We start from the raw sequence: 25,370 nt of genomic DNA on the forward strand, positions 1-25,370 counted from the left end.
GTGGCCCGAGGGGGTCGCGGCAGGGTGATCGCGGTTCAGTGCCAGACGGTGATCAGCACGGCGACGACGAGCTGCAGGACGGCGGCGCCGATGGACCAGCCGACGACGCGCAGCACCTTGTAGCGGCGGACGGCGAGCCTGGCCATCCGGTCGTACTCGTCGACCAGGTCGTCCTGGACCTGCTCGACAGAGCGGCGGACGGCGGCGAACGCGGCCCGCGGCCCGCGCAGGGCGACGGCGAACATCCCGTAGGCGCGTTCGCGCTTGCGGGGGAGGCGGGGCAGGACGACACCCATGAGCATCAGCACGCAGACGGTGAGCATGCTGAGCCCGCTGATCAGCCATCCGGTGGCGGTCGGCGGCGGGGCCGGCTGAGCGGTGAGCAGGTCGGCGCCGACGACGATGCCGCCGCCGGCGAGCGCCAGGAAGAACTTCGCCTTCTCGTCGATGCGTTTGAGCTGCTCCTGTGTGGCGGCGAAGTCCGCTTTGAGGATGTCGACCACCTCGGCGGCGGTGTTTTCGCGGTGGCGAGCCCGTTCGGCGCGGGTCTGACCGTCCTCGGCGCGGTGCCGCGCTGGGCCGCTGGGTGCGTCGCTGTGGGGGTAGGGCGGCCGGTGGTGGGGTGCCGTCATGCTGTCGTCTCTCCTTCGTCGTCGTCCAGGTGCACGCCGAGCCCGACGTGCGGACCCGGGCCGGGGCAGTCGTGGTCGCACGCGACCACGTTCGAGACCACGAACGCCCCCACCGGCAGCACCAGGTCCTCCAGGCGGCCGGGGCGGGATAGCTGCCACAGGAAGAGGCGGAAGTGGTCCCAGTCTTGAAAGACGCCGTTGGCGTAGAGGTATGACGCCAGAACGACGTATCCGGCGGCGACGACGCCGGCCAGCTTGAAGCGGGCGCTGCTCATGGTTGCTCCGGTGACCTGTCGGGGGCTCCTCCACCCCGATGCATAAAACACCGTACACGTAGGTGGTTGGCTGGCTCAAGCGAGGCATATAAGAGGGTCCTTTAGTGGAAGACCGGAAATGCCGATGGGTCCCGCCGGCGCGCTTTGGCGCACGGACGGGACCCATCGGCATGAGCATCAACAGAAAGGGGGAAGATCTTTTCCGGAATGACCTTTCACCGCGAGTGAAAGGCCTTTCCCCTACCGGGGTGAAATGAAAAGCTGGGAGGAGAGGAAGGCGAGGGGTTGACGGCGCGCCCACGAAACAAATGGACGTCGATCCTGGGAAGATCTGTCGGCCCCTCGCCTGCCTCCCGATCAGGAGCGCAGGCTGAGCACGCGGGCGATGAGCCGCGCGGTCTCCCCCATGGTCGAGGGGTCCGCCGGAGCGAAGCGCTCCAGCTCGGGACTATTTTCCTTGCCCGCGTGCCGGTCTCCCGGCCAGTACCACGCCCATTGCGGGCCGTCCTCAGTGGGGCACACCACCACGACCTGCGAAAGGCCGGTGAGCCCAGGGCCGCCGACACCGGGCTGAATCGCGTACAACCCGGCGTGACCGGCCCTGCTGCGCCAGGGTCGTGCAGGGATGCCGTGTTCGGCGTGGAGCACTCCGGCCAGCTCGGCGAGCAGGCCGGAGTACTGCGGCTTGTCAGGTGCAGATCGTGCTGTCTGATTTCCTCGCATTGGTCGCGCCATTTCGTCGTGTCAGGTGCGGGGTCCAGCTAGCAAGTACGGTAATCCACCTGGACTCCGTGTGGACCGCGTCACAGTGTGCAGGTCAGGAATTACGTCCCGCGCGGGAGCATATACCGGCTAGATACCGCAAGTACACGACTGATTACGCGGCTACGGCCATTCGTCCCGCAAGTGATACGAGATCGTCGTGATTGATCCCGCGCTGTCGCCTTAGGAGTACGCGGACCAGCTCCCGCGCATACAGGCTGTAGGTCAGCTCCTCCCGGCTCGTCGTCTCCGCCTTCAGCAGGACGGCGACCGCCGCGGTGCGGTCGCCCCGCTCCGCGTAGGCGCGGGCGATGTCGATGAGCATGCGCGTTTGCCTCTCCACGCAGGGCATCGCCCCGACGTCGAGGGCCTCCGCCCGGTCGATCGCCCTGCGGGTGCGGCCCAGCTCGACCTCCAGGCCGGCGCCGTAGAAGGCGACGTTCACCTGGGAGTAGGTCGTCCACGGGTCGAAGAAGGCCGGGCCCAGCTCGCGGCTGATGGCGTCCCCCTGGTCCCAGCACGCCCAGGCGTTGTCCGGGTCCTCCAGGCGGGCGGCGGCGATGGCCGCGTACAGCCACAGCGCCCCCTTCATGCCGAGCAGCCTGCGCGCCTGCTCCTCGCCGGCGGCGCGGGCGAGGTGCTTGTCGGCCAGGTCGATGCCGTCCCTGGCCACGTCCAGCGACGCTTCGTACCGGCCGGCGGCGTTGTGCTGCCCGATCAAGTTCCAGGCGGACATGGCGATCAGGACCGGATCGGCGGCCATCTGCGACGCGTGCAGAGCACGCTCCGCTGCCAGGGACGCCGCCTCCGACTCATTCGTCTTGCGCAGCCACTGCCGCACCAGGAAGTAGCTTTCGGCCAGCAGAGCCCACTCGCTCCGGCCGCCGCCGGCGGCCACCGCGTGCTGCGCGTCCACCACGATGCTGGGCAGCGTCTGGGCCACCTCCGTGTAGAAGCTCGGGTGCGTGTGCCAGGTGTCCCACTGCTGGGTGAGGCGGGCCCGGATGCCGTCGACGTCGACCGCTTCGGCGTCCTGGCCGTCGAAGCTGAGCGGCGGGCGGCGCAGCAGGTCGTCCATCGCTCGGGCGGCCGGGTGCAGCAGCCGCAGGTTGTCTTCGAGCTGCACCGACCAGGGGTAGCCGCCGGTCAGCATGGCGACGTCCCGCAGGCCGAGCCCTTGTGCGAAGCGCACCAGCGTGGCCGCGTTGGAGGCAGCGCGACGGCCGCCCTCGATCTGCCGGACGTAGCCCGGCGTGAAGCCCGTGCGCCGGGCCAGCTCCTCCTGGGTGATGCCCTGCTGGTCGCGGAAAGCGGCGATGCGGGCCCCAAGGTTGAATTCGCTCACGCGAAATTCCCTTCCAGGTCTGGGGGTCAGGTACCTCCCCAGCGTAAGCCGGTCTCGCGCCGCCCGGCAGGGACAGGTAGGGTGTATCCCGATACTCCTCGTGAGGGCGCCTCTGTGGTCAGCCTCTCTCCTGGGGTGTCAGGTGCGGGTCTCGGCTGTCAACCGGACCCAGAACGGCCCGGCCGCTGAAAAGCGGCCGGGCCGTTCCTGTTTTCCCGCGTAGCGCGCCGGCGAGCTGCGGCCGCCGCTACGCGAAACCCTCGGGTCGCGTAGTCCGCCGCAGCGTACTCGAGCTCGCGACGCGAGTCAGTCGTCGTAGCCGAGGAGGCGCTTGAGTGCCTCGATCTGCTCGACGGCGACGCCCATCTCCGCGCGCTGGTCTTCCATGCGGCGCTCACGGCTGGCCAGGTCGAGCTGGTCGATCCAGCGGACCCACGTGTACTGGCGGGTGCTGCCGTCGAGGCCCAGCTCCTTGACGACGCGGGGCCGGCCGCCGCGCACGGGCAGGTCCCGCAGCAGGCCCTTGATCTCGCCGTACAGGTCACTGCGCAGAACCTCCAGCAGTGCCTCGACCTCCAGCACCCGCCGGTGCTTGCGGCGGGTGCGGGCCCAGCGCTCGGGGGAGGGTTCGTCCGGTACCGCTTCGTCCACGTGGTCAGTGTAGACGGCTGTCGGCTGCACGCCGGGGGCGCCGGCCGACGCCCGGCCCGACACCGGCGCCGGTGGGCGACCGACACCGGGCCCGACACCGGCGTCGCCGACACCGTCGCCGGGGCCGACATCCGAGCCGACAACCGGGCCGACAACGGACCCGACAGGACGCCCGCCGGGAGCCGACATCCCGTCGTCGCCGGGGCCGACATTGCAGCGGCACCCGGGGCCCTGCAACCCGACAACCGGGCCGACAACGGGGCCGACAACGGGGCGACATTCGGGACCCTGCAACCCGGCAGCCGGACCGACATTCGAGCCGACAATCCGGCCGACATTCGAGCCGACATTCAGGCGGGGAGAGACCGACATCCGGGCCGCCGGCGAAGCACCGGCGGCAGCGCCAGCGAGGACCGGAACGGGGACCGGCGCGGGGGCCCACTCCTCACGCGCGCCCACCACAGCGGGGTGCCCGGCGGGCTCTGCTGCGGGCGCGCGGCCCGCCTCGCCGGCGGGGGCCTGCGGCGCGGTGGGGGTGGCCGCCAGGCGCAGGGCCGGACGGGCGGCGGAGCCGTCGAGGGTGCTCGCCGGGTCGGGGAGCGGGTGCATTTCAGGGCCTCCTCGGGGGCCGTTCCTCGCCCCGCCTGGGGGCTGATGGACATCGGGGTCTTGGGGGTGGAGCGGGCCCGGCTCGAAGCCGGCCGGGGCTCTTGCTGTGGGGGGTCTGTGTGGGGGCCACACAGACCCCCCATTCGGACATTCACGTGCGATACCGGGCGGTCGGTTGGGCGGGGACTGTGGGACCCCCACACCCAGCCGCTACGCCTCGCGGACCACCTTCAGGACGGTCGGTGGATCGATCTCGTCCAGGTCCCTTTGGATGGTCCTCTCATTGACCTTGTAGCCCTTCGCGGCCAGCGCGCGAGCGATCTGAGCGCCCTTGAGGTTGGGGTCGGCCTTGAGCAGGGCGCTGATCAGCTCGTGCCGGTCCGCCTTGCTCAGCTTGGCGCCCGAGTCAGCGGAGCTGCCGGGCCCGATCTCCTTCTGCCGGCCCCGGCCGGTCACGCTCGCGGGCCGGGCCACGGCAGCCGCGCGGAGCTGCTCCAGCTCCTCGGCGACCTCCGCGCGGCGGGCCTGGAGCACGCCGTCGATCTCCTGCCAGCGGCTCTGGAATGTCGTCTCCAGCTCCTCCGCCCGGCGGGCCGCGCGGCGCTCGATGTCGGCAAAAGCGTCGGCCTCCAGAGCCGCCGCCGTGTCGGCTACGCGCCGCTCGATGTCGGCCTTCTTGTCGGCCTCGTACGCCGACATTTCGGCGTCGATGTCGGCCCGCTTGTCGGCCAGAATGTCGGCCACGATGTCGGCTTCGCGGGCGCGGACTGTCGCCTCGATGTCGGCCAGCCTGTCGGCCTCCAGTGCGTCGAGGCGGGCCTGCATGTCGGCCGACAGGCGACGCATTGTCGCCTCGTCGCGCTGCTGCCCGAGCGTCTTGGTGATGATGTTCAGCGCCACCAGAGCCGACACTTCCGTGATCAGCCACAGCCCGAGAGCGATCGCCCACATGTAGGGGTCGCCATCGTGGGTGAGCACGGCGATGTGGGCGCGCAGGCTCATCACCATCGACACGGCGAACACGCAGTAGATCACGTTGCGGGCTGTGCCGGCCACGGTCGGGTTCTTGAACGTGTGGCTGAGCAGGGCGGACAGCAGGACCGGCATCACGGCCAGCAGCAGCAGCCCGCCCAGCATCCACGGGTCCGGGCCCTTGGCGAGGATCTTGGCGATGGCCTCAGCCGATGCGCCGGCCTTCTCCGCCTCGGCGGCGGCCTTCGCGGCGCTGGCCTCGGCGATCAGGAAGGCGTCGCGCACGTTGAAGTAGGCGCTGCTGAGCATGCCGGTGAACAGGATGCTCCACATGGGGCCCAGGCCGTGCCCGACCTCGCCGGGCTCCTTCTTCTTCCTGCCGAACATCAGTGGTCTCTCTCTCGTGTCAGGTGCGGGGGTGTCAGGTGCGTGTTTGTGCTGGTCAGAGGGTGGTCGCGGCCAGGGCGGTCATCGCCAGGTGAATGGCGCAGGTGCCCAGCCATGTGCGCCGGTTGACATGCCATCCGGCGCACACGTGGAAGACCAGGGCCATCCAGGTCCCGGCCTGGGCGAGCAGGCCGACGCCGAAGACGGCGACCTGGACCACGTTGCTGAGCAGGCCGTCGAAAACCACGGCCGGCAGCGTGTGCAGGACGGTGATCGTCAGCGTGACGGTGGCGATGAGCGCCCCGGCGATGACGGCGAGCCGCTCGCCCGGAGCGAGGGGGCCGCTGATGCTGCTCATGATGGATCTCCTCGTTTGGTCTGTGGTGGTGTCAGGTGCGGTGCTGTGGGGGTGTGGGGGTGGTGCGGGAGGGGGGTCAGGGGCGGGTTTCCGGGCTGTGGAGGGGGGTGTCTGTGGGTCCCACACCCCCACGGACGATCACCCGGTTCCGCGTGTTTCCCCTGGTCGGGGCGGGTGTGTGACCCCCTCGTGTGGGGGGTGTGGGGGTGTGGGGGTCACACACCCCCCGGCTGTGGGGGTCACACGGCCTACACGGCGCGCTCATCGGCCACCTCTTCCGGCCAGGCGGCGACCTCTTCCGGCACGGTCTGCTCGCCGCGCGCGATCTTCGCCGCGACCGCTTCGGCGTCGCGCAGGTCGTAGCCGCGCTTGCGGACGCCGTTGACCTCGATCGGGTTCTTGACAGGGTTGAGCCCGATCTGGCTGAGCAGGTGGGACAGGTGCCGGGTGTCTGGCACGCCGACGAACGCGGCGAGGTCCTCGCTGTGGATCCGGCCCAGCCCTTGCGGGTGGCGGGCGGCGGAGGTGCGCAGCCGGCGGACGACGCGCTGGAGGATCTCCGGCAGGTCGGCCCCGGCGGCGGCCATGACGGTCTGCGGCTGCGGGAGTTCGGCGACCTGCTCGACGGCGTGGACGACCGCCCCGGCCGACGCGGCGGCGGTCTGCGGCATGGGAGACGCGCCCGCGGCCTGGCGCTCGGCGCGGGCGCGGGCTGCGATCTGCGCCGGGTCCTCCCAGCCGCCGCCCTGCAGCAGCGACAGGTGCTTGCGCTCGGAAGCGGCGGCGTCCTCGCTGCCGCGGACCGGCGCCTTCGGCGCCGGCCGTACCGCGATCTGGGCGCGCTTGTCCTTGGCTGCCGGGTGCGTCTGGTCCGGGTGCCAGATGACGGGCTCGTCGCCGAGCTTGCCGCCCATGATGCCGGGCAGCTCGACGGGCTCCGGCCGGGGCAGGCGGTCACGCTGCTCCGGCGTGGAGAAGATCCACCGCATCCGCTTGTGGCGGGTCGCGAACCACGGCCCCACCACCTCCAGGCTTGCAGCGTCCCAGCCGGGCCGCATGCCGGAGACGGCGATGGACACCGGGATGATGTGGTCGGCCGGCGTCATCCGGAACGCGCGCCAGGTGTGGACGCGCGTCTCGTTGTGGCGGCGGACGAAACCGGAGCCGGAGCCAGCCAACTCCTTGATGTCGATCTGCTTACCGGGCCAGTCGTACAGGTACTGGGCTTCTTTCTCCTCCCCGCCGGCCATCCAGATCCGGTTGTGCATGAGGGCCAGCAGGTCGGTGCTGATGGAGCCCTGCGTCGAGCGCAGCGACGACAGCAGGTAGGTGACGGCGGCGGCGCGGCACTGCCGGGCGGTCGCCTCGATGTTGCCGCGGATCACCCTGGTGAGCGGGTCACGGATCGAGTCGGAGAGCAGCTCCGCACCCTCGTCGAGGATCGCCGTGACCTGCGGGACCTTCTCCGACACGGGGATCTTGTCGGAGTTGGCGTCGATCTGGAGCTGCGCGTACACCGTCTTCCGCTCCAGGCCGATCGCGAGCAGGTCGTGCGACATCAGCAGTGCTTCCTCTCGGCACGCCGCCGCCCAGTCGATCGACGGCTCCTCGACGCGCCCGTCCAGCCACGGCCGCAGCCAGGCTTGGGCGATGCCGCCGCCGTTGAGGTCCATGGTCAAGGTGAGGTTGTTGAAGCACAGCCCCAGCTGCGCGGCAGCGACGTGCAGCGTGTTCGTCTTGCCGGAGCCGCTGGTGCCGACCACGACGGTGCGCGGCTCGCGGGCCTGGACGATCATGGGGGCGACGTGACGGAAACGACCCAGCAGGATGCCGTCGTTGACGTCGCGCGGCGTGAAGTCCAGCGGGTAGGGCACCGTCTCCTTGAGCGTGTTGACGGTGGACACGTCCATGATCACCTCTCGGCGGGCGTCTCCCGGCCGGAAGTCGACGGCGCAGCCGTGCGGCAGGTTGGCGTCGTTGGCCAGGGAGAGGCGCTCGCGGTCGAGCTTCTCGATGCCGTCGCCACCGACCGGCAGCAGCAGGTGGGCGGTGAACCCGCCGCCGTACTCCCACATGGTCAGCTCCGTGATCTGCACGCGCAGCTTGCAGATGCGGTAGAGGCGGTTGACCCACTCCTGCGCGAGCGGAACGTGCTTGCGGGGCACGTTGCTGACGGTCGCGGTCGCCGCGTTGCCGAGCACGCCGTTGTGGTGGTGGCCGTGAATCGACGGCATGGGCTTGTTGGTGTGGGCCCACTTGTGGGTGCCGGCGAGAGCGCCGGTGATGCCGGCCAGGATCAGCCACGGCTCCGGGGTGGGCGGCAGCAGACCGGTCGCCATCGTCGCCGTCACCCAGGAGCCTCCGCCGATCCAGGAGGCCAGCCGCCACGCCAGGACCTTCGGCGCGGCGTTCAGCCCGGTGATGGCTGTGACGACCACGCCGAGACTGGCGCCGACCGCCGCGTACCACGAGGGCAGGTTCAGCAATCCCCCGCCGACGACGGACAGCGCGGCGGTGCCGAGATATCCCATGCCGGCGGCGTTGAGCGTGCCTCGCGGCTTTATGGACCAGTCAAGGCGGCGCTGAGGGGTGGCGGTTCTCCTCTTTGCGCTTGTCACGGCGGAGTTTCCTTTCAAAACGTCGTGGCGGTAAAGCAGTGGTTAGCGGTGGTTCCATCTGTGCTCGTTGCGGCGCGGCTTAAGGTGCCGCTTGATGTCGTACTCGTGGCGGGCTTTGAACGCCTCGTAAATGTCGTTGAACCCGTTTCCGAGGTTGTTGATCGCCGTGTACTGGTCCGCGATCAGCTCGGTGACGACATGGTCGATCGGGTAGTACTGGTGCAGGATGCTGGACCAGATGGAGAACCCTCTGGCCCACGCCGCCGAAATGGAGTGCATTTCCCGCAGGACGTTTGTGGCCTCCATCATGTGGTCTGTTTCCCACCTCGCGGCGGCAGCGGCGAATTCTTCTGCGGCGATGTGCATGGACTTCGGGTCGCCGGTCTCGTCGTCGCCGACCTCGACGTTCCATTTGCGCTCGGCGATTCGGGGGGCGAGTCGGCGTTCGATGTCCTCGCGGTGGCGCGCTCTGAAAGCTTCGCTGATGGTGTCCCATCCCGCGCCCAGGGTGGAGATGGCCCTGTACTGCTCTTGAATCAGGCCGACCACGTCCCCGTGGACGGGGTAGTCCTCCCCGAGCAGGTCTGCCATCTTCGCGAACCCTCGCGCCCACGCGTACGCGATGTCGTGCGCGTTGGCGATCACGTCGTCGCAGACCATCATGTCGTCGGTGCCCCACTTCGCGGCTGCGACGGGGAAATCCTCCGCGGCGATGATCAGGATTCGGCTGGTGGGTGCCACGCTGGTGCCTCCTGTGCTGTAGCTGGTGCTGTTGCTGGTGGTGGTCGAGGTGGGGCCGCGGCCGGACGCGGCGGGTTCGGAGTCGGCCTCGGCGCTCGCGCTCGTGGCCGACGCCACGGGCTCGGCCGGGCCGGCGGCCGTGCTGCCGGCGGCCGTCGACGCCGCGGTCTCGGTCGCGGCGGCGGTGTTGGCGTCCGTGCCGGTCCCGGTGCCGTCGCTGCTGGCCTTCTTGGGCCACCAGCGGCGGACGATGTCGCCGACGTAGCCGCGCATCAGTTCGGCCGTGGTGTAGTCGCTGTCGGCCGGGGGCCGCTCCCAGGTGCGGGCCCGGTCGGCGAGCTTGGACAGCCAGGCGCGTGCCCTGGCCGCGCCCTGGCGGGTGCGGTCGGTGGCCTCGATGGCGTCTTCCGTCTTGCGCTGGTCCCAGGCCCGCGCCTGCTGCCAGGTGTGGCGGGCGCGGTCGCGGAGCCTGCCCCACCGGGTCGAGGCGGTGGCGTTGTGGCCGGTCGAGGTGGCGCGCGGGATCTTGACGCCGCCGGTCTTCTCACCTGTGGCGTCCTTGCGGGCCGGGCGAGCCGCGTCGCGGACCTTGCCCTTGGCGTCCCTGACGGCGCGACGCATGGTGAACGTCGCCGCCGTACCGCTCCCGGTCTTGAGGCGCTGGGCCTGGGTGGGGGTGAGTCGCCGGCCGCCGCCGGTGGTTAGGGCGGAGACGGAGGGCTTCTTACCCTTGCTGCTGCCCAGGCCGTGCTTGGCGCGGGCGGCGGCGCTGGTGCGCAGCAGCGGGACGGTGTGGCCCTTGCGGGTGGTGCCGCTGGTGCGGGCGCCGCCGCCAGAGCTGCCGCCGGAGCTGCTCCGAGACCGGGTGCCGCCGCTGCTGGAGCTACGGCCGCCTGAGTTGCTGGCCAGGCGGGGCAGGCGGGGCAGGCGCCAGGTCGAGCCGCTGCTGCCCGACCGGGAGCTTCCGCCGCCGCTCCGGTTGCCGGTGCTGGTGCGGGCGCCGCTGGAGCTGGAGGGCTTCCGGCCGCTGGAGCTGCCGGAGTTGCGACCGCCGAGGCCGGTCCATGCTCCGAGCCCGCCGGTGCTGCGCCCCGAGCTGCGGCCGGAGCTGCGGCCGGAGCTGCGGCCGGAGCTGCGGCCGGAGCTGCGGCCGGAGCCGGTGGAGTTGCCGCCGTCACGGCCCCGGCGCGAGAGCAGGTTCCAGGAGCCGGGCTCGGGCCGGCGTGAGCTGGAGCTGCTGGAGGTGCCGGAGTGGCGGTCGCTGCCGCGGCTGGTCTCGTCCTCAGGGTTCGCGATGCGGTAGCGGTGCACGCCGTAGGCGGCGGCGCCGGTCAGGCCCAGGCCGGCGGCGATGAGCCAGCCCAGAGGGCCGGCCGGTGTGAAGGACAGGCCATAGCCGAGCAGCGTGCACGTGGCAGCGCCGCCGACGACGATCTGCCCGGCGGGCGTGCCGAGGTCGTCCTCCTGGTCCTCGTCGTGGGTGCTGCGCCGGCGGCGGCGCGGCTTGTCGTCCTCGTCGCCGGCGTCGTCCTCGCTGCGGACGTCCTGGTAGGGGGGTTCTGCGTCGTCGTAGCCGACTGCGGGATCGGCCAGGTCTTCCTGGCTGTCCGGGACTGCCTTCGTGGCGTCGTCCATCTTCTGCTCCGGAAAGTCCGTTCCTAGGTTGGGGGATAGGGGGTTAGGGGGATTTGCAGTGCTTCATCACTTCACCTATGTGCAACGTGTAGTGCGCTACACGTTGCACATAGTATCCCGCATCTTGCAGGTGAAACGTGAGTGACAGAGTGAGCCGGTAAGGCTGTTGTTACCTATCGGGTAGATGCATGGATTCTGCTAGGCCCGTATACGGGCCGGGCCAGATGGTCAGTCCTCGATCCGGGTCACGTCGAGCTGGCGGTCCGCCGGGTGGACGGCCCCCATCCTCGTCGTGCCGTGGAAGACGCCCTCTACCCGGACGCTCCCGGACCCGCACTTCTTGACGTCGGTCACCCGGACCGGGGCCAGGGTGTCGTGGATGTAGTCGTCCGTCTTCAGCTCGCCGGCGGTGCGCTGCTTGCGCACGGCGCGGCTCACTGGTCGCCGTCCCGCTCGTCGGCCGACTCGACGTCGGCCCACCAGATCAGCGTGTTCAGCATGCTTGCCTCCTTGGTCGGTCCTGCACAGGTGTCAGGTGCACAACTAACCATACACATATGAGCGGGGGCCGATCAAGGTCAGCCATACATGCGGGGGGCAAGATCCGACAACAGGCCGGCAAAGCAAAGGCCGGGAAATCCTTACGGACTTCCCGGCCCTTGTTCGAGCTGTGCGGCGAGGGGGCGCGCCCCGACTTCAAGTCACGTCGGGATCTTCGCTTAGGGAGGGGATAACCTCCGGACCGAAGACCCGCGACGCCTCCGCGATCTGCGCATCGCTGAGATCTTGACCCTCGTACTCCCCTTTGAGGGCGCTGATCCGGTCCTTGAGCGCGGCGACATCACACACCGGCTATACCTTTCGACCCGTCAGGGCCGCCGTCCGATCTCCCAGGATCGATGCCGCCAGGATGCCAGACCGACGCCCGCTCGTACAGGCCCCATCACTCAGCGCCACACATAGGCCACCCGTCCCGCGTCGAATCCCGTGTAGCCCGGTCGGGTCGCCGACCCGACCTTCACGTGGTCCAGGACCACCTGCACCAGCGCCCGCCGGCGCTCCAGATCGGCCGTCTTCCACCACGTCGCGAGCGACTCGTCGGTGATCTCCTCCGGCAGCGACTCGACCTCGCGGCTCTTGGCCAGCCGCGCCTGGAGGTTGTCGCGCTCCCGGGCCAGCACCTTCTGCGCCGCCAGGAAAGTCTCCCGCTCCAGCGGCACCTGCACGTAGTCCTCACCGAGCTTGCGCAGCTTCTCCTCGACCTCGTCGAGCTCCTCCCGCAGCCGCTGTGCGGCCTGCTCTCCGATGTGCTCCGCCAGCCGCTCCCGTACCCGGCGCGACCCGAAGCGCGCCAGCACGTGCCGGGCGACGTCCTCCTCCAGCGGTTCGGCCGCGATCCGGATCTTCCCGCACCCGAAGTAGGGCGCGCTCACGCGGCAGACCATCCCCCGCCGCTTGCTGTTGGATCTTTGAGCCATGAGGTTGCTGCCGCACAGCCCGCACTTGGCGAGCCCCCCGGTGAGCAGGTACTGCCGCGTCGGCGGCGTGCTGGCCCGGTCCGGCCCGTTGAGGGTCTCGACCAGCCGCTTGTGCGTCGCCTCCGCGCTGTCGTAGTCGTCGGGGTCCTCGGCGAGGACCTGCGGGTAGGCGCGCTTCTGGACGACTTCGCCCTTGTAGGTCCGCATGCCGGCCAGCCGCGGATTGACCAGCAGCCTGGACACCGTCTTCCCGGTCCACGCCCCACCGGCCGACGTGACGTGTCCGGCCGCGTTCAGCTCGGCCGCGATCTCCCGCTCAAGCAGGCCCTCGATCGCTTGCTGAGCCATGTGCCGGATCAGCCGGGCCTCGTCTGGGAGGGGCCGGCCCTCGTCGGTGTAACCGAAACATCGCATTACGTCGGCTCCTACAGTTTGCACACGGGTGTGATGCCGCCCCGGTCGCTGCGTTTCGTCGATGCCCCACGTACGTCGTTGTCGTGGCGGCAGAGCAGCGGAATGGCCCCCGGCGCGCGGCTTTACTTTGTCGATCATCAGGGACGGTCGTGCCCCTGAGGGTGCTGTCGGTGCGCTGCTCGCCCGCGAGAGGCGGCAGCGTGGTCGAGGTTGCACGAGAGTGTCTTCTCGCCATAGCAGTTTCGGACGGCCCTCTACCCTGGCCGGCGTCCACAGCCGGCCCCCTGTTCGGGCAGGGGACCGGCCAGGGCTCCGGCCGGAGTCACGGGTGTGTTACCTCGTTCAGGCCACCTGTATGCCTCCGCCCCGAGTGCCTGCGCATGAACGCCATCGACTCTTTGGCGACCCATGAGGCGTCGAGCGTGGGGTCGTCCAGGACGTCGTCGCCCTGGACGACCGTGATGCCTATGCGGTCGTCGTTGAGGTGGATCGCGAGGTTCACCACGTCGGCGGGGCTGTCGGCGAGCCTGGACAGGTCGATGACGGCGACCCGGTCGAACTCGGCCATCATCGCGTCGAAGACGAATTTGTGGTGTTCAGGGTGTTCGTTGGCCGGGCCCGTGACCCGGTAGATGCCGGAGACGGTCCCCTTGCGCGCGGCCACCATCTCGCGCAGCGCGTCGAGCTGCTCGTCCAGCCGCTTCTGGGCTTCGCGGCGCAAGTCCTCCACCAGGTCAGGCCGCAGACCGGATGAGCCGGTCTGCGGCTCGCTCACACGCGCGTACAGGCCCCATCGGAGGCCCGTGTAGCGTTCCGGTCCCGGCGGCGCCCCTTGAGGCGTCTGTGAGCCGCTCAGCGGCTTCTGGGGGTCACTCATGGGATCTCCATGATGCTGTGGTGTCAGGTGGGCACTGAGAGGGAGGTTGTGCGGGAGCCTACGCCACGGCTGGCATACGGCTACTACACCCTCTCGCTGGAAGTGTCCCAGGCCAGCACCCCGCGAGACCAGGGCCCCAGGTTGTCCTATATGCGGGCGGTACGCCGCCCCATCACACCAGGGCCCACGGCATTCCCGTCACCCATGTCGCACCCCCGTGCTCGTCGAGCAGCATCCAGCCCTGCCCGTACGCCGACGCGAGCAGCACCGGCTCCTCGCGCGGGTCCAGGCCGGTGCGCAGCAGCCACTTGACGCCGTACGCGATCGTGCGGTGGTTCTCGATCCACTCATGGCACCACAGGCACAGATCCAACGCGTTGGCCGGGCTGTTGACGAGCGCGCTGTCGTCGCCGCCCATTCCCCGCGGGTCCCGGTGGTGCTGGTGCTCGGCGCGGCGTTTGCCGCACACCTCGCACAATCCCATCGATCTGCTGCGTATCGCCGCTCTTGCGGCCGGTCCGAATCCCGTCACCGCCGGTCACGCCGTCGCCGGCCGCAGTCGAGGCATCCGTCGCTGTCGGGAGCCCAGAAGTGCCCCATCACCATGACGCACCACACCACACGCCACCTGCGCTTAGGTGGTGTCCATTGCTGTGTCCTGATCATGGGCAGACGCTACGCCCATGACCGTACCGACTGGTAGTCGAATCGCTACGAAGAGTGACCGGCTCGTGGGCGGCGGGAGACGAAAGGGATCACGTTGCCCGGCGGCTCCCACTCGGCGACGTCGCCGGTGTCGTCGTCGGCCGGGTGGCGCGGGGCGGGCACGAGCACCGGCCTGCGCGCGGCGCAGGTCGCCGCGTGCGGCATCAGCCGGTGCTCGACCGGCATCTGCGGCTGGGCCTCGGTGATGGCGTGAACCCGGAGCGTGCCGGTGCGGTCCTGCCACACCGCCACGTTCCCGGCCGGGTCATCGCGGTAGTCGTCAGGGATGTCGATGAGCTGCCAGCGACCGTTGATGGTCAGCGCCCGCCAGCACACCGTCTCGCAACTTTCGCATGCCTTCCGATGCCGACCCGAGAACACCGGTCTTACGCCCCCTCCGCCTGCTCCAGCTCGTCCGGCCGCACGCCGAGCTGCTGCCGGACCCTGCCCAAAGTCTCCGGATCCACCGTGTCTGACGCCAGTACGTCCGGCTCGCCGGGGTTGCACGTGTCGCACGCCGGCCGGTCGTCGTCGTCGCGCGCCCGCCAGCAGGCCGGGCACACCAGGTCGAGCCGCGCGTCGTGCACGACCTGGTGGGTCAGCGGCCTCTTGGTGCCCGCCACCACGCAGCGCTTGCCCGGCCAGGCGCCGCAGTACGGGCAGTGGACGGTCAGGGCGGCCTTGACTTCCGGCGCGTAGTCGCCGCCGCCGCGGATCAGGCTCAGCACCCGCTCCGGCGGGGCGCCGGACGGCAGGGCGCGCACCGGGTAGAGCGGCCGGCCATCGGCGATCGCCCTGCGCTGCGCCCGCACGTCGACCAGGTAAGCCTGCGGGTCGTCGGTCTGCGGCGGCTGGATCTTCCGCTCGTCGATGCGCTGGTCTCGGATCCGCTGCGCGCCCTTGCGGACGTGCACGGGCATCAGGTAGTCGGTCGAGGTGCAGTAGTGGTTGATCACCGCCTGCTTGCAGTCCTCGAACGGCAGGTCCCCGACCGCGAGCTCCCAGGCGCGGACCTCCGTTTTGCCGAACTTGCGCTTGTCGAAAGCGGCCATCGTGGTCAGCAGATCCACGATCTCGAACTCGTCCACGACTACGCCCCTTCCTGCATCGCCCGTTCGGCCCGGAGCTGCTGTTTGAGCAGCTCGCCCTCGATGAGCCGCTGGTCGCCGGTGGACAGCCCGCCGAGGTGGACGCCGTTGACGCCGTTGACGCCGTTGACGTCGTTGACGTCGTTGATGACGGGGCCGCTGTCCCCGTTGATGTGGATCCGGGCCCCGTTCGCCCCGGCCGACTTCGTCGCCCTCTGGTAGGCCCGGCGCACCCACATCATCCACTCGTCCGGCCAGGACGCCGACAGGGTGGTCCTGGACCGGTGGTGGTGGATGAACTGCTCGGTCTCGTAGCCCAGGTCGACGCCGGGGACGGTGGCCACCGCCCAGCGCTGCATCTCGTCGGTGACCTCGAAGTCGGCGGGCAGCCGCACCATCGCCGCCTTGTTGCCGCTGCTGCGCTTTGAGGTGTTGCCGGGCTCGGGCCTGGGGCGTGGAGCGGCCCGGCCGGTGCGCTCGGCGTACGCCTCCAGCAGCGAGTCCGGCAGCAGCGTGGCGGTCTGGCCGTTGGCGATGGCCCGGCGCACGCTGTTCTGCACGTAGCGCAGCGGGCTGGTGACGGGCCTCTTGCTGCGGCCCAGGATGCCCGCCCTGACGAGGGCGGCGTGCTCGGCGCCGATGTCGAGCCCGGTCGCGTCCTTGATGATCCGAATGATCTCGGAATGAATGCCTTCGAGAGTGTCGTCGCGCGGTGGCGTCGGCGGGGCAGCGGCGCTCGCGCGCGCGCCCCTCTCTCTATCTATCTCATCTTCTCTATCACTCCTATCTTCTATAACCCCCTTGGAAGGGGGTACCGAACCCCCCTCCGAAGGGGGTACCGAGCGACCTGCGGTTTCACCCCCTCCAGAGGCGTAAAACCCCTGGTCGTCCGGTACCCCCTCCGAAGGGGGTACCGGACCCCCCTTGGAAGGGGGTACCGGTACCCCCTTGGAAGGGGGTACCGGGGACGCCGCCGCGCTCTGCCCGGTTTGGGTGAAGGTGTCGGGATCGATGTCACGGGCGCGGAGGTACTGCCACACCGACATCACGCCCGTGTAGTCCTCCGGCGGAGCCTCATGCACCGTGTAAATGATCTTCTTCAGCATGTTGTTGCGGCCGTGCCGGACCTGCCGGATGTCGACCGCGCCGATCTTCTCCAGCTCGTCGCGGTAGCGCTTGACCTGCTCGGACTTCTTCAGCCCCAAGACCTCCGCGAGCACCTCCAGCGTCGGGGAGATCTCGCGCGGCTGCTGCGACCGCACGAAAGACCTCAGCAGGAAGTACAGGTGCACGGCCTTGCTGGAGACACCCGACAGGACGACCCACTGGCCGCCCACGACGTACGGAAATGCACGTCCTTGCCGGACCTCTGTCGGCACCGGCCCGTTCTGCTGCGTCACTTGGCGCGCCCCCCTGCCGCCTTAGCGCTGACGAATGAATGGTTTTTGTGGACGCGCCCCGGAGGCCGGCCGCACACGACGCAGCTCGTCGCGGTGTCGGCGGCCTCTACGAGGGCGAAAAGCCGGTCCCGCTGCTCATCGGCGGGACGGGCGAGAGAAAAGGGAGGGGTGTTTCGTACGGGTTTACGTCGTCGCGGCGGGGGAGCTTCTCGCTCGACCTCCAGCGCGGCGACGTTTCCGTGGCGCTCCCGATACAGGGCCTCAGACCTGGGGGGATGCGCCTGATTTTCGCCGACGTATCCCTGTGCCATAGGCTCGTCGGAGGGTACAATGAACATGCGGATCGACTCCTTACGTCAATCGTCCGTTCCGAGGGTTCATCAGCCCCGGCCAGGGCTGCCTCGTCTTCGCCCGTCCTCCCCGTGCCAGGGGAGGGCGGGCCAAACTTTTTATGGGGCTCTGTGGTGATCAGGGGTGAGTTCGACACGATCACCTAGTAGGGCACCCTACCGCTGTCCATGCATACAGGACCAGAGTGCGCTGTCAGCATGGTCAGCGTTTTAACCAGGGGGGACGAGACGTGGTCCCCCCGAGCATTGCCTTTCGCAACCCGAATCACTTCCGGTGATTGAGATCTCCCTCAGCGGCGGCCACCGCGAGGATTGCCCCCCTTTCTAGCACTGCCGTGTGCAGTCCGTCCTGCTGTAGCGCTGTCGCGGCGGCTTTCAACTGCTGCGGATCCTGCCCGGACAGCTCGACGGCGAGCGGCAGCCGCAGCGACACGACCACCGTGCAGCCGCCGGCCTGGGCGCCGAGCACCGCGAAAACCCGGTCGGCAAGCACGCGGATCGCCTCCGCCCGCTGCTCCTCCTCCGGCGTCCGCTCGGGGTCCTTCGCCGCCGACGCCGCCCGCGCCGCTCCCTGGTAGGCGTAGAGCGCCTGGGCGTACGAGCGGCACACGGAGTGGATCTGCGGCCCCACCCGGCCGAAGGTCAGCGACACGTCCTGCAGTCCGCCCATCCAGCCGCCGACCGGGCTGTCGGCGTCGTCGATGGTGTTGCAGGAGTTCTCCAGCGCCAGGTCGAGCGCCGCGTACGTCTGCTCCGCAGCGTGCCGCAGGTCCTCCAGCCGCTTGCGCAGGTAGTCCATCTGGGCCTTCTCGCGGGCCGCGATCTCCTTGGCGCGGTGCACGCGCTGGCGGCACGAGGTGGAGCAGAAGCGCGGCTTCTGGCCGCGCGACTTCGACGGGCGGAGCGGGAACGCGGCGTGGCACAGGGCGCAGCGGTAGTGGTACACGAATCCTCCAGGTGTCGGTGCAGGTGTCAGGTGCTGGTGTGCAGTATCGCGTCCGCGTCGCGGCGGCCGCAGCTCGCCGGCGCGCTACGCGGAAATTCGCCGAGACGTGGTTCGCGTCGTCGCGGCCGCGGTCCTCGAGGCTGCGACGCGAGAAGTAGGAGGGCCGGCCTCCCGGGCGGGGGCCGGCCCTAGGGCGGTCAGGTCCTGGCGGCGGCCTTGTCGGCGGCGGCGTGCAGGAGGAGGAGAAGAGCCTCGGCGCTGCCCTGGCGGTCGATCGAAATGTCGACCAGCCAGCGCTCGTTGTCGTCGAGCGGGCGGCCGATCAGGGCGGTGATGTCGTCGATGACGTCGAGCGGGCTGTCCATCATGGTCCCCTCCGGGTGGGTGTCGTCCGAACTCCCTTGCATCTTTATAGTAGTTCACTATCATATCTACGTCGAGTGTTTCGGGGTTCTGACCTGGGAAAACACCGCCAGGCGCACAAGCAAAGCGGGGGGTGCGGTGAACGCCCCCAGGGTTCGCGTCGCCCGCCGTGGTGGAGGCCTCGGCGCGACGCGAGCGCCCGGGTTCGCGTCGCGCCGCCTGCAGCTGCCCCGGGCGCGACGCGGTCCGGGCGGGGTGGCGGGTGATCCGCCACCCCCCGGTCAACCGTCCTGGCCCTGGCCCTGGTCGGGGATCGGCATCAGCTCCCGGGCCGCCTGGGTCTTGCGCATCCGCCACGCCGTGATCAGCAGATCACGGCCGCCGGGCCGGTTCTTGGTCGCCTTCGTCCAGCCCGAACGGCCCTTGCCATCGGACGGGATCTTCTTGCGGTCGGCGAGCTTGACCAGCTCCCCGTTCCGGTCGGGGACGTGCCCGTCCTCGGTGGCGCGCTCCGCCAGGAGCTTCAGGTAGGCGGGCCTGACCTGCTCCATCACCAGGCTCGGGTGCGTCATCTCGATGTAGGCGATCACGTCCGGGTAGGTGAGCGCGGCCGGAGCGACGACCTTCTCGACGTTGTGCGGGGCCTCGCTCCGGGCGAACTCCAGCGTCTCCTTCTGCTTCCACACCAGCTCGATCTTCGGCTCGGACACGTTCCACGTGCCGACCTTGGTCCCGTCCGGGGTGTAGAGGTCGATGGTGCGCTGCATGCCCAGCTCGTTGACGGCCCGAGCCATCATCGGCGCGTACTCCGCCGCCTTGGCCGCCGCCTCCTCCTTCACCCACTTCGACAGCGCGTCCAGCGTGGCCAGCTCTTCCCCGGCGGCCTTGACCCCCTCCAGGTCGAGCGTCGGCTCCTTGTCCCCCTCCCCGTCCTCCTGGTCCTGGTCCTCCTGGCCGGGCGCGACAGCCGCGGGCTGCTCGGCGGGTTCGTCAGCGGGTTCGTCGGCGGGCTTGGCCACGATCTGGCCTTCCAGCGGCGGGGTGCCGTCGTCATCCGCCGTCTCCGGCTCGGGCGCCGCCGGGCACTCCTCCCCGGCCGGCTCGTCGGATGCCGGCTCGTTGGATGCCGGTTCGTCGGCGGCCACCGGCTGCGCCATCGCGGCGGCCAGCTCCGGGTCGAGGTCCCCGAAGTCGAGCCCCTCGAACCCCTCGAAGTCGTCGAAATCCGTAGTCGTGCTGGTCATGCTGCCTCCCCCTGGGCCTTGTTCCTGCGGTTCATGGCCGCGTTCATCACGGCGGCGATCGCGGCGCGCGGCTTGTCCTGCTTGGACGCGTACTTCGCCGCCTGGCCGACCTTCCGGATCTGCTGCTCGTCGAGGTCGTCCAGCGACTTGACGTGCACGCCCACCAGGGCGGTGCAGGTGGCTTGCTGCGCAGACTCCGTCTCGATGCCGCACTCCACGAGCAGCTTGCGCATCGCGGCGCGCAGCCTCTCGACGTCCGCCGCGTCACCCTGCGGCGTCTCGGCCTGCGGGGCCTCATCCTGCGGCCGGGGCGTCTCGGCCTGCGGCCTGGCAGCAGCGCGGCGCGGCTGCGGCTGCGGCTGGTCGACCCGCTCCGCCGTCGCCCGGATCACCGGGCCGGACGGGACCTTGACCTCGACGCCGACCGGGTTGTCGGCCTGCCCCATCTCGTCGTCGGTGTAGATGCCGCCCAGGTCCTCGGGCCAGGCCATGCGCAGCGCGAGCGCCTCGGCGCACTTGCCCAGCATCACGTCCGGCATCCGCTCCCACGTCGCCGTGGGGCTACCGTCCCGGGAAAGCTGGAGGTAGGCGCGGTAGCGGGCCTGCGCGTAGAACCGCATGCCGTCCGCGCGGACCACCGTCCACTTGACCGCCGCCGGGGGCCGGTCGAAGATCCACTCTTCGTACTTGGTGCCGTCCCAGTCCACGTAGACGGTCGGCTCGTAGCCGTAGCTGGTGCCCGCCTTCTGGGCGGCGCGGTGCGCGATCAGCCGGAAAGCGTCGATCGACGTCTGCGGCGTGTACTTGCGGCGGCCGTCCCTGCCGGTCCGGCCGATCAGGTAGACCTGCTTCAGAAACGGGTCCAGCCTGCGCCGCTGGCACAGGTGCAGGAACGCCGCCAGCTCCGCCTTCGGGCAGTACCTCTCGACGCCCATCGCGTACAGGACGGCCCGCTGCTGGTCGGTCCAGAAACGCTGGTCGTCGGCGATGACCAGCGCCCCGGCGGGCACCGTGTCAATGTCGATGGCGTCGATGGCGTCGAGGTCGTTCGGCGCGTCCGGGGGAGGCGTCTCCGTCGTGCTGTTCAAGGTCGGCGTCTTCCTTTCGTCGGGCTGTGATCTGCCTAGGTGTCAGGTGCTGCTGCCCCCCGCATACAGGTGGGGTGCGTGCTCCGCCCCTGGCTGGGGCGTTGCTGGTAGTGCCGGGGTGTCAGGCCGGGGCGGGCTCGGCGCAGAGCGCCACGTCGCCGTCGCCGGTTCCGCCGGCGCGGCGGCGGGGCTTGCGCTCCGGCTCCGGCTCCGGCGGAGAGAACGGCCGGCCGGTCCGGTCAGCGAACCGCCGGAGCTGTTCAGCGAGCCAGATGGGCGTGCGCGATACGACCATCACCGGCTCCGGGAACAGCCCCGACCCTTCCGGGCCGTGGCGGCTGCGGATCTTGTCGAACCCGGGGTCCGGCTGGACCCCGAACGCCGCCGCGGCCTCGATCCTGCCGAGCAGGACCGGGAGCGGCGGCCGGGCGGAAGCATCGATCTCCTTGGGGTCGCGCAGGACTTCGCCGTCCGGCGTGACCATGAAGAACCGATCCCGATGCCACATGTCCGTCCCGGACAGCTTTAGGTCCGGATCTCCGAACCGCTTCCGCCTGATCCACGAGCGAAGCGTGCTCGACTTCTCCCCGTACATTGCGATCAGCTCCACGGGTCCAACCAGGGCTGGGACCTGGGAATTCATGCCACCTCCTTCGTTTCCTCGACTGCATTACTTACCCTACACCAAGCTGATCTTGCGTGCAATAAAGGCCGTACACCTGTATGCGGGGATGCAGAAAGGTAAAGGACGTGGCATACTCAGGCCCAGGCAGCTTCCTTTCGTCGGGCAGCGCCAGAACGGGCCGGCCACCAGCGCGAGGTGGCCGGCCCGATCGCGTTTCTCAGGCGGCGGCGCGCTTCACACGCGCCTTGCCGCCCCACTTGGCCAGCGACGCCAGCACCGACACCCCGGCCGCGCCCGCGGCGAGCAGCATCGCCTTACCCCACTGCTCCACCGGGACCGAGCCCGTACCGAGCGCCGACAGGGCGGCGGCAGCCGCCGCGCCCACCGCCCGCTGGAAGGCGCCGTACCAGAAGGCGAGCTTCAGCGGGCCCGGCTTGCCCGGCACCGGGTCGGGCACCGGCACGTCCGGCACCGGGTCGGGCACCGGCACGTCCGGCACCGGCACGTCGGGCACCGGCACGTCCGGCACCGGGTCGGGCACCGGGTCGGGCACCGGGTCGGGCACCGGGTCGGGCACCGGGTCGGGCACCGGGTCGGGCACCGGCGCCGGCTCCGGCGCGGGCTCCTCCGAAGTGGTCTGATCAGTCGTCATCGGGCTCCCCCTCATCAGGCCCCGGACACTCCGGGACCGGCTCAACCTCCGGCGCCGGGACCTCCGGCACCGGCACGGGCTCCGGAACTGGCTCCGGCTCCGGCACAGGAACAGGCTCGGGCTTGGGATCGGGCTTCGGCTTCGGAGTCAGGTCCGGCTTCGGAGCGCCCTTGGCGATCCACTTCGTCAGCCACGGCCCCGGGCATTCCGTCGCGTAACCGTCCCGGTGCCCCTTGATCTCCTTGCCCGCGCCCCCGTGCTTGCGCAGGTACGTGATCGCGTCCCAGATGCCCGCCAGCATCAGCGGCGGCGGCTTCACCAGCCCCGACGAGCCCACCAGCGCCAGCACCGCGTAATGGCCCGAGTTCAACCCAGGCCCGTTCGCCGCCGGCAGATGATGAGCACCCCGCCCCACGAAGATGTGCCGATGCGGGCACACCGCGTACGTGTAGCCGATGTCTATCCAGCCGTTGCCCTTCTGGTGCTGCGACTGGATCGACCGCACCAGCGCCACGCACCGGTCATGGTCGTCAACCAGCTTCGGCGACACCTTGCCGCCCGTGTAGTGGATCTTCACGCCCTTCGTCCGCGCGAGATTCGTCCACTTCCCGCGCGGCTTGCTCGCCTTCCACTCCTGGCGCGCTACGAACTGCAACCCCGATCCCCCTGTCCAACCGTGTCCCGCGTCGCCCGCCGCGGCGTTCTCGAGCTCGCGACGCGGAACCTCGTCTATTTCGCGAACGCGCCCACCACCGACGCGATCGCCCCGATCAGCGCGACCACCGCCCCCGCCGGCACCGCGTACCGCCACTGCTCCGACGACCGCAGCCGCAGCTCGTGGTCGTCGAGGACTTTCGTCCCGGCCGTCAGCGCCGCCACATCCGACTCCGCCCTGCGCAGCCGCGCCTCGTGGTCGGCGATCTGCTCGGTGTGCCGGTCACCGATCGCCAGCACCGACGCGAGCTGGGCGCGCATCTCCACCAAGAGCTGGTAGACGTGCAGCACCGTCACCTGCTGGGCGTCGGGCCCGCCGTCAATCTCCATCGGCCTCACCGACCTCACCCGTGAACCCGCTCATGCGGCGCGCCGCCGCGTCCGGCACGCCGAGCGCGCACAACACCAGGTAGTCCTCGCGCGTCTGCCGTACGGCCCGCTCCCGGTCACGCGCCTGCCGGTCCTCGTGCCGGCGACGGTAGGCGGCGACCTCCACCTGGTACTGGCCCGCCGTGATTTCCACCGCCCCGGCCGGGACCAGCGCCGACACCTCGAACGGGCCGCCGCTGGTCCAGGCCCGCGAGCACACATCGCCCGAGGGGAGCCGGAAGTAGCGCGTCCCCGCAGCCCCGCTCACGACATCCCCCCGAAGATCAGCGCCCGCACTTCCCAGCGGACCTGCCCGTACTCGGCGTCGCCCTGCCCGTTACCGACCTCGATCGAGTACTCGTAGGCCGCCGACGCGCCCGGCTTGACCAGCGCGGACGCTACGAAAACCAGCGTCGTCTCCTGGTGGTACGCCATGTTCGTCCCGCCGCCGGGTGCCGGGTTCTCGATCGCCAGAACCGTGTTGGTGGCCAGCCGCCACCCGCCCCGAGCGTCCGCGCCCGCCGGCAGGAACAGGTCCACGTCGGCGTTGACGAACGCCACCACCAGCGCGCTATGACACGGGCTGGGGTTGGTGACCTCGATCTGCGCGACGTCGACCTCGGTCCACGACGCCGGAACCTTCTTGTGCGTCGTGCCGGTCTCGCCCTTGGCGTACCCCTGCCCGATCTTCGGATACGGCGGAGCCCACAGCCCGGCCTCCGGGTCCACCCGCAGCGGGTTGTGGCCGGACGACGCGCACGGGTACGGCCACACGGCCGACGTCGGCCGACCAGCCAGCGCCACCCGCAGACGCCGCTGGTCGTCCACCTCGAACTCAGGCCCTACGCAGACGCTTGCCACGATCAGTCCCCGGCGATGCCGGCGAGCCGCCGCGCGGTCGCCTCCGGAATGCCGGCCGCCGTCAACGCCTCCAGGTCAGCGAGCCGCCGCCGCTCGTCGGCCTCCACCAGCCCGGCCACATGCCGCTCATCAGCGTCGGCCAGGTCGGCGACGGCCTGCCGGTACTCGCCCTCGCTGATCTCCACCACGTCGTCCGGCAGCTTCACGCGCCCGCACCCCGACCCCGATTCGGTGATCTGGCTGACGCTGCCCGCCGCGCTGCGGAAGTACCGCACAACCTCCATGACACAAACCCCCTGTTAGAGCGCGATGAGGACGGCACGCACGTGCGTTTGGATGCGGTTGTAGGTGGCGCCGCCCGAGCCGCGGCCCAGCGACACCGTCAGGCCGATGTCCTGCGTCGCCCCGGCCGGGATGGTCGTGTTGGCCAGCACCTTCGTGGTCTGCACGTGGGCGTCTCGAATGATCGACGATCCGTTGTTGACGAACCGGGCCATCTCCTCGCCGTACATGTACTGCGACGCGGCAGCACCGGCCGGCAGGTTGAAGTCCACGTCCAGCTCGGTCATCGTGATCGCGAGTGCGTCCCGGCACGGGTCGGGGTTCGTCACCGACACGGTCCGGGTCACGATCAACGTCTCGTCCGCCGGAACGGCGACGTTCTCGTAGGTCTCCTGCTGAGACGCGGTGAAGTACTGGATCTTGCCGCGCGGCTCGGAGCGGAGCTTGCCGGCCGAATCGACGTAGACCAGCCCGGCCTGCTCGTCCACCTCGCACGTGTACGGCCAATCCGACACGCTGGCCGCAACAGGGGTCGCGGCAGAACCGTTGCCGGTCAGGCCCGGCCCGGCCGTCACCGTCGCCGGCCCGCCGCCTTCACCGCCGGCAGGCGCGAAGATCCCGCCGTCGCCGCCGAGCTTGGCGGCGTTCCCCTCATCGCCAGAGATCTTGACCCGCCACCGGCCAGTGGCCGGATCCACCTCCAGGCCGTCGCCGGCACAACCCGAGATGGCCGAGCACTCCACACCACCGCCGCCGCCGCCGGCCACGCTCACCGTGTACGGGTCCGTCGCCGAGCCGTTGCCCGTGACCGTCACCCCCGTGCCGGCCTTCACCAGGCACGAGCACTGGCTGCCGCATCCGCAGCGCCCCATGATCGCTCTCCCAAGCTTCCCCGTTGAGAGCGTCCGGCCCACGACCAGCAACGTCGT

At 70.1% G+C, this 25,370-nt stretch carries 29 protein-coding genes; all 29 read right to left on the minus strand.

The features are described 5' to 3' along the window. Positions 1-35: 35 nt before the first annotated feature. The 29 genes from ACFFR3_RS46215 to ACFFR3_RS46355 all read right to left on the minus strand — a co-directional run bounded on the left by ACFFR3_RS46215 (position 36) and on the right by ACFFR3_RS46355 (position 25,313). Entirely contained in the window at positions 36-632 is a 597-nt protein-coding gene (locus ACFFR3_RS46215; RefSeq protein ID WP_379485229.1) for a Pycsar system effector family protein, read from the minus strand. Further along, entirely contained in the window at positions 629-907 is a 279-nt protein-coding gene (locus ACFFR3_RS46220; protein ID WP_379485230.1) for a hypothetical protein, read from the minus strand. The genes ACFFR3_RS46215 and ACFFR3_RS46220 overlap by 4 nt, the downstream gene beginning before the upstream one ends. Before the next feature lie 357 nt (positions 908-1,264). Beyond that, positions 1,265-1,630, minus strand: coding sequence for a hypothetical protein (locus ACFFR3_RS46225; protein ID WP_345410441.1), 366 nt, complete (start codon positions 1,628-1,630; stop codon positions 1,265-1,267). Between the two features lie 154 nt (positions 1,631-1,784). Then, on the minus strand, positions 1,785-3,014 hold the full coding sequence (locus tag ACFFR3_RS46230; protein WP_379485231.1) for a helix-turn-helix domain-containing protein: 1,230 nt from the start codon (positions 3,012-3,014) through the stop codon (positions 1,785-1,787). 306 nt (positions 3,015-3,320) lie between these two features. Continuing rightward, positions 3,321-3,665, minus strand: a complete 345-nt coding sequence (locus ACFFR3_RS46235) for a hypothetical protein (protein WP_345410436.1) — start codon at positions 3,663-3,665, stop codon at positions 3,321-3,323. Positions 3,666-4,484: 819 nt separating this feature from the next. Continuing rightward, entirely contained in the window at positions 4,485-5,633 is a 1,149-nt protein-coding gene (locus ACFFR3_RS46240) for a hypothetical protein (protein WP_345410432.1), read from the minus strand. A 55-nt stretch (positions 5,634-5,688) separates the two neighbouring features. Beyond that, positions 5,689-5,991, minus strand: coding sequence for a hypothetical protein (locus ACFFR3_RS46245; RefSeq protein ID WP_379485232.1), 303 nt, complete (start codon positions 5,989-5,991; stop codon positions 5,689-5,691). A 248-nt stretch (positions 5,992-6,239) separates the two neighbouring features. After that, positions 6,240-8,609 carry a hypothetical protein gene (locus ACFFR3_RS46250; RefSeq protein ID WP_379485233.1) on the minus strand — a complete coding sequence of 790 codons (2,370 nt, stop codon included), beginning with the start codon at positions 8,607-8,609 and terminating at the stop codon, positions 6,240-6,242. 42 nt (positions 8,610-8,651) lie between these two features. Next, complete coding sequence (locus tag ACFFR3_RS46255) at positions 8,652-10,985, minus strand: hypothetical protein (RefSeq protein WP_379485234.1); 2,334 nt, start codon at positions 10,983-10,985, stop codon at positions 8,652-8,654. Positions 10,986-11,213: 228 nt separating this feature from the next. Further along, positions 11,214-11,411 carry a hypothetical protein gene (locus ACFFR3_RS46260; RefSeq protein WP_379485235.1) on the minus strand — a complete coding sequence of 66 codons (198 nt, stop codon included), beginning with the start codon at positions 11,409-11,411 and terminating at the stop codon, positions 11,214-11,216. A 270-nt stretch (positions 11,412-11,681) separates the two neighbouring features. After that, positions 11,682-11,834 carry a hypothetical protein gene (locus tag ACFFR3_RS46265; RefSeq protein ID WP_379485236.1) on the minus strand — a complete coding sequence of 51 codons (153 nt, stop codon included), beginning with the start codon at positions 11,832-11,834 and terminating at the stop codon, positions 11,682-11,684. A gap of 98 nt (positions 11,835-11,932) precedes the next feature. After that, complete coding sequence (locus ACFFR3_RS46270) at positions 11,933-12,877, minus strand: recombinase family protein (RefSeq protein WP_379485237.1); 945 nt, start codon at positions 12,875-12,877, stop codon at positions 11,933-11,935. Positions 12,878-13,199: 322 nt separating this feature from the next. Further along, the gene (locus ACFFR3_RS46275; RefSeq protein WP_379485238.1) at positions 13,200-13,754 is read right to left on the minus strand and encodes a recombinase family protein; all 555 of its coding nucleotides are present in this window, start codon (positions 13,752-13,754) and stop codon (positions 13,200-13,202) included. Between the two features lie 172 nt (positions 13,755-13,926). Further along, the gene (locus ACFFR3_RS46280; RefSeq protein WP_379485239.1) at positions 13,927-14,238 is read right to left on the minus strand and encodes a hypothetical protein; all 312 of its coding nucleotides are present in this window, start codon (positions 14,236-14,238) and stop codon (positions 13,927-13,929) included. A gap of 227 nt (positions 14,239-14,465) precedes the next feature. Further along, on the minus strand, positions 14,466-14,795 hold the full coding sequence (locus ACFFR3_RS46285) for a hypothetical protein (protein WP_345410409.1): 330 nt from the start codon (positions 14,793-14,795) through the stop codon (positions 14,466-14,468). A 50-nt stretch (positions 14,796-14,845) separates the two neighbouring features. Then, positions 14,846-15,547: a zinc finger domain-containing protein gene (locus ACFFR3_RS46290; protein WP_345410407.1), complete on the minus strand. Its 702-nt coding sequence runs from the start codon at positions 15,545-15,547 to the stop codon at positions 14,846-14,848. 2 nt (positions 15,548-15,549) lie between these two features. Continuing rightward, positions 15,550-16,947: a hypothetical protein gene (locus tag ACFFR3_RS46295; protein ID WP_379485240.1), complete on the minus strand. Its 1,398-nt coding sequence runs from the start codon at positions 16,945-16,947 to the stop codon at positions 15,550-15,552. Between the two features lie 615 nt (positions 16,948-17,562). Beyond that, the gene (locus ACFFR3_RS46300; protein WP_379485241.1) at positions 17,563-18,243 is read right to left on the minus strand and encodes a hypothetical protein; all 681 of its coding nucleotides are present in this window, start codon (positions 18,241-18,243) and stop codon (positions 17,563-17,565) included. 197 nt (positions 18,244-18,440) lie between these two features. Then, the gene (locus tag ACFFR3_RS46305) at positions 18,441-18,650 is read right to left on the minus strand and encodes a hypothetical protein (protein ID WP_345410399.1); all 210 of its coding nucleotides are present in this window, start codon (positions 18,648-18,650) and stop codon (positions 18,441-18,443) included. Between the two features lie 237 nt (positions 18,651-18,887). Next, positions 18,888-19,850, minus strand: a complete 963-nt coding sequence (locus tag ACFFR3_RS46310; protein ID WP_379485242.1) for a hypothetical protein — start codon at positions 19,848-19,850, stop codon at positions 18,888-18,890. Then, complete coding sequence (gene bet, locus ACFFR3_RS46315) at positions 19,847-20,938, minus strand: phage recombination protein Bet (RefSeq protein ID WP_379485243.1); 1,092 nt, start codon at positions 20,936-20,938, stop codon at positions 19,847-19,849. The genes ACFFR3_RS46310 and bet overlap by 4 nt, the downstream gene beginning before the upstream one ends. Before the next feature lie 121 nt (positions 20,939-21,059). Beyond that, the gene (locus ACFFR3_RS46320; RefSeq protein ID WP_345410391.1) at positions 21,060-21,446 is read right to left on the minus strand and encodes a hypothetical protein; all 387 of its coding nucleotides are present in this window, start codon (positions 21,444-21,446) and stop codon (positions 21,060-21,062) included. A gap of 334 nt (positions 21,447-21,780) precedes the next feature. Next, on the minus strand, positions 21,781-22,215 hold the full coding sequence (locus ACFFR3_RS46325; RefSeq protein WP_345410389.1) for a holin: 435 nt from the start codon (positions 22,213-22,215) through the stop codon (positions 21,781-21,783). Next, positions 22,205-22,792 (minus strand): peptidoglycan recognition protein family protein, encoded by a 588-nt coding sequence (locus ACFFR3_RS46330; RefSeq protein WP_379485244.1) that lies wholly within the window; start codon positions 22,790-22,792, stop codon positions 22,205-22,207. Before ACFFR3_RS46330 ends, ACFFR3_RS46325 begins: the two co-directional genes overlap by 11 nt. Before the next feature lie 152 nt (positions 22,793-22,944). After that, positions 22,945-23,259: a hypothetical protein gene (locus tag ACFFR3_RS46335; RefSeq protein WP_379485245.1), complete on the minus strand. Its 315-nt coding sequence runs from the start codon at positions 23,257-23,259 to the stop codon at positions 22,945-22,947. Beyond that, a complete protein-coding gene (locus ACFFR3_RS46340; RefSeq protein ID WP_345410383.1) occupies positions 23,249-23,566 on the minus strand; it encodes a hypothetical protein in 318 nt (105 codons plus the stop codon). The genes ACFFR3_RS46335 and ACFFR3_RS46340 overlap by 11 nt, the downstream gene beginning before the upstream one ends. After that, on the minus strand, positions 23,563-24,159 hold the full coding sequence (locus ACFFR3_RS46345; protein ID WP_379485246.1) for a hypothetical protein: 597 nt from the start codon (positions 24,157-24,159) through the stop codon (positions 23,563-23,565). The genes ACFFR3_RS46340 and ACFFR3_RS46345 overlap by 4 nt, the downstream gene beginning before the upstream one ends. 2 nt (positions 24,160-24,161) lie before the next feature. Continuing rightward, positions 24,162-24,443 carry a hypothetical protein gene (locus tag ACFFR3_RS46350; RefSeq protein WP_345410379.1) on the minus strand — a complete coding sequence of 94 codons (282 nt, stop codon included), beginning with the start codon at positions 24,441-24,443 and terminating at the stop codon, positions 24,162-24,164. A gap of 15 nt (positions 24,444-24,458) precedes the next feature. Then, positions 24,459-25,313, minus strand: a complete 855-nt coding sequence (locus tag ACFFR3_RS46355; protein ID WP_379485247.1) for a hypothetical protein — start codon at positions 25,311-25,313, stop codon at positions 24,459-24,461. Between the last annotated feature and the right edge of the window lie 57 nt (positions 25,314-25,370).

Origin of the sequence: Nonomuraea salmonea (assembly GCF_042428605.1) — a bacterium.
GTDB classification, from domain to species: Bacteria; Actinomycetota; Actinomycetes; order Streptosporangiales; family Streptosporangiaceae; genus Nonomuraea; species Nonomuraea salmonea.